The sequence below is a fragment of the Kitasatospora sp. NPDC059577 genome, assembly GCF_042735475.1.
Taxonomy (GTDB): Bacteria; Actinomycetota; Actinomycetes; order Streptomycetales; family Streptomycetaceae; genus Kitasatospora.
The window spans coordinates 34,129-37,925 of sequence record NZ_JBHWBZ010000074.1 but is presented as its reverse complement, the minus strand read 5'-3'; the positions used below and the strand labels follow the sequence as shown (position 1 = coordinate 37,925).

4 protein-coding genes are annotated in these 3,797 nt (G+C 74.4%); 3 read left to right on the top strand and 1 reads right to left on the bottom strand.

Annotated features, from left to right (window positions below; translation table 11 throughout):
* Positions 1-287: 287 nt before the first annotated feature.
* Entirely contained in the window at positions 288-641 is a 354-nt protein-coding gene (locus ACFV0O_RS36640) for a carboxymuconolactone decarboxylase family protein (protein WP_380348451.1), read from the bottom strand.
* A 97-nt stretch (positions 642-738) separates the two neighbouring features.
* On the opposite strand from ACFV0O_RS36640, the gene ACFV0O_RS36635 reads away from it, so the two are divergent.
* The 3 genes from ACFV0O_RS36635 (at position 739) to ACFV0O_RS36625 (ending at position 3,653) form a co-directional block, all read left to right on the top strand.
* A complete protein-coding gene (locus ACFV0O_RS36635) occupies positions 739-1,599 on the top strand; it encodes a LysR substrate-binding domain-containing protein (RefSeq protein ID WP_360260673.1) in 861 nt (286 codons plus the stop codon).
* 252 nt (positions 1,600-1,851) lie between these two features.
* Positions 1,852-2,664, top strand: a complete 813-nt coding sequence (locus ACFV0O_RS36630; protein WP_380348449.1) for a phytanoyl-CoA dioxygenase family protein — start codon at positions 1,852-1,854, stop codon at positions 2,662-2,664.
* 266 nt (positions 2,665-2,930) lie between these two features.
* A complete protein-coding gene (locus ACFV0O_RS36625) occupies positions 2,931-3,653 on the top strand; it encodes a dienelactone hydrolase family protein (RefSeq protein ID WP_380348447.1) in 723 nt (240 codons plus the stop codon).
* Positions 3,654-3,797 lie beyond the last annotated feature (144 nt).

The following is a 3,797-nucleotide window of genomic DNA, read 5'->3' as shown; positions in this document are numbered from 1 at the left end:
TACCCCTCGCGCGCCGACCCGCGCGCCGGGCCCGGCGCTAACACCCCCCCCCCGCCCCCCCCCCCGCCGCCCGGAGCCGTTCCCCGCGCTGTCCGGCGCAGGTCTGCCGGTACGCGGGCCCCGCCCGGTCCGGCGTCGCCGCGTCGATCCGCGTCGATCCGCGTCGATCCGCGTCGATCCGCGGAGGTCGGCGGCGGTCCGCGAACGGGCCTCAGCGGCGCTTGGCCCGGGGGAGCCGACACGCCTTCGCGCAGCGGCCGCAGTACCCGAACACGCGGCGGATCAGGCTAGGCACGGGTGTCCTCCTCGGTGTGGCGGTGCTCGGCGTCCAGGCGCAGTGCGAGCAGGCCGTGGGCCATCGCGCCGCCCGCGCAGACCGCGGCGGCGACGAAGCCGACCTCGGCGATCTCCTCGCGGGTGGCCCCCGTGTCCGCCGCGCCGCGGGTGTGGGTGTCGATGCAGTAGGAGCACCGCGTCGTCATCGCGACGGCCAGCGCGACCAGTTCGCGCAGCTTGCGCGGGACCGTTCCGCCGTCCCGGAAGACCGTCTCGTGGAAGCGGATGAACGCGTCGAACTCGTCCTGGGCCAGGGCGCGCACCGTCGGTACGGTGCGCAGATCTGAGGGCTGCTGGTAGGTCATGGCTCGATCCAAGCCGTGCGGAGCAGGGCCCGTCCAAGACCGTTTGGGGATGAGTGGGCATGGTCCGGCTATCGCTCCCGACGACTATCGTGACCTCATGGACCTGCGCAGACTTGGCTACTTCATCGCGGTGGCGGAGGAACGCAACGTCGGGCGGGCCGCGAGGCGCCTGCAGATGTCGCAGCCACCCCTGAGCCAGCGGATCCGGGAGCTCGAAGCCGACCTGGGGTGCGCACTGTTCGTCCGGACGCCGCGGGGCATGGAGCTGACCGAACCGGGCCGGGTCCTGCTGACGGAGGCCCGCGCCCTGCTGGCGAACGCCCAGGAGGCCCGCGAGCGGGTGCGCCGGGCCGCGGGCGAACGGGTGCTGCGGGTCGGGGTGCTCGGGCCGGGCGAGTCCGCGCTGTCCTTCCCCGCGGCCCGGGCCTTCACGCTGAGCTGCCCCGGCACGACCGTCCAGCTGCGCCAGGGCGACCTGCGCGACCCGCTGATCGGACTGACGGCCGGTCAGGTCGACGTGGCGATCACCTACGGGCCGTTCGTCGAGACGGGGTTGGCGACGCGGACGGTGGGCGAGGACCGCTGCTACGCCGCAGTCCCCGCCGACGACCGGCTGGCCCGGCGGCGCAGCCTGACCCTTGAGGACCTGGCCGACCGCACGTGCGTGCGCCTGCCGGAGAGCGCCGATCCGAACTGGCGGGCCTTCTGGCAGGCGACCTCCAGGAGCACCGACGGGCCAGCCGCGCAGTCGCTGGACGAGTGCCTGCACGCCGTTCTGTGGCAGCGTGCCGTCGCGCTCGTCCCGGGCCAGGCCACCGCCCGCCACCGCGTCGACGGCATCGCCTACCGCCCGGTCGACGAACTCCCGCCGAGCCGCCTGGTCCTCGCCTGGCGCCGCGCCGACCGCTCCCCGCTCATCCCCGCCTACGCGGCCGCCTTCTGCACGTCGACCCGGTAGGCGCGTTCCCCCGGCCTCCGCGTTCCCCCGGCCCCCGGATGCCGGTCGGCACCTCCGGTCGGCACCTCCGGCCGGGCCTCCGGCGGCCAGGGGCTCCCGCCCGCTGCAACTCCCCTACCGGTCAAGCCAGGTGCGGCACCGCGAACAGCACCACGCAGGTGCGCCCGGGAGTGCGCCCCCCGGTGTCGACCCGACGAAGGCGGTGCGGGAAGTGTCGGGTGCCGGGAGCCGGTTCCGCCGCAGGATGGGGGCATGGACGACACGACCTTGGTAACCCGCTTCCTGCACGACGGCTTCGTGAAGCTGGAGGGCGCCGTCGCACCGCGCGTGGCCGCGGACTGCGCACGGCTGCTGTGGCAGGAGACGGACTGCGACCCGGACGACCCGTCGACGTGGACGCAACCCGTCCACTGGGTGGGCGGTATGGCGCAGGGACCGTTCGCCGCCGCGCCCAACTCGCCGGCCCTGCACCACGCGTACGACCTGCTCGTCGGCATGGGACGCTGGGAGCCGCGCTACTCGCTGGGCGCGTTCCCGCTGCGCTTCCCGCACGAGGAGGAGCCGGACGACGCGGGCTGGCACATCGACGGGGGATACCTGCCGGAGGGCGAGACCTGGCACTTCACGAACCTGCGGTCCCGGGGCCGGGCGCTGCTGATGCTGTTCCTGTTCAGCGAGGTCGGTGAGGAGGACGCCCCGACCCGGATCCGGATCGGCTCACACCTGGACGTGCCGAAGGTGCTGGAGGCGTACGGGGAGGACGGGGCGAGCGTGCCGGACCTCGCCCCCGAGCTGGTGGCGGCGAGCGATCACCGGCCGCTCGCCCACGCCACCGGGGCCCCGGGGGACGTCTACCTGTGCCACCCCTTCCTGGTGCACGCGGCGCAGCCGCACCACGGGGCGCGGCCCCGCTTCATGGCCCAGCCGCCGCTGATGCCGGCCGCGCCGTACGAACCGGAGCGTGCCGACGGCGCGTACTCGGCCGTGGAGATCGCGATCCGTCGCGGTCTGGGACGGGACACCCCCGGTCCGGACGGGGACGGTACCGGCCGCAGCATCGGATAGCCGTGCCTCACGCAACCGGTAGCCGAGGCGGTGGGCGAGGCGTTGGGCGAGCCGGCGGCCGGGGCGGCTGCCACGGTGCCGGCCCGCGCGGGAAATTCGTTTGGTGGACCGCGGCGGCCGCTGCTACCTTTCGGGTGGCCGTGTGACAGACCGAGGAGGTGGTACCCGTGAACGCAGTTTCGACGTGGGTGCTCTCCTGTGGGGTCACGGTCGGGCGGTAGGTCGTCCGGGAGCACCGTTCAAGTGTTCTCCCGAAAGGCACGACCATGCGATTCATTTCCGAACAGCGTCTCGACGGCGGCGTCCTCGAACGCGAGTTCATCCTCGGCGAGATTCCCGGCACCCTGTGGACGCCCGGATCCGCAGCACCGGCCCCGCTGATCCTGATGGCCCACAACAACGGCCTGCCCAGGGGCGAAGCCCGGCTGGTTGCCCGGGCCCGGCACTGCGCGGCGCAGGGCTACGCGGTGGCCGCCATCGACGCCCCCGGCTGCGGTGAACGCCCCCGTTCCGCCGCCGACGATCAGGCCCGCGCCGACCTGCGGCAGGCGATGCGGGCCGGCGAACCGGTCGACGAGATCTTCGAGTCCTTCGTCGGCCCGCTCGTCGAGAACGCGGTCCCGGAATGGCGGACCGTCTTGGACGCCCTGCTGGCGCTGCCGGAGATCGGCGGCCCGGTCGGGTACTCGGGATGGACGGCCGTCGGCATCCGACTGGCGGTGGCCGAGCCGCGCATCGCCGCCGCCGGATTCTTCGCCGGGGGCTACGTGCCTCGCGCCCAGCGCGAGGAGGCCCGCCAGATCACCGTACCGCTGCTGTTCCTGCTGCAGTGGGACGACGAGGGCAATCCCCGGCAGCGGGCCCTGGACCTGTTCGACGCCTTCGGCAGCAAGGAGAAGACGCTGCACGCCAACCTGGGCGGCCACACCGGCACCCCGTGGTTCGAGGTGGAGGACGGCGGCCGCTTCTTCGACCGGCACCTGAGGTGAGGCCGACCCGTCGGGGCGACGGCACGGAGTAGCCAGCCCCGGCCGGGGGGGGGGGGGGGGGGGGCGCGCCGGGCCCCCGCCCCCGCGCCGCGGGGCGGCCGGCCCGCCGCCCGCGCCCGGGCGCAGAATAAGCTCACGAGCGCC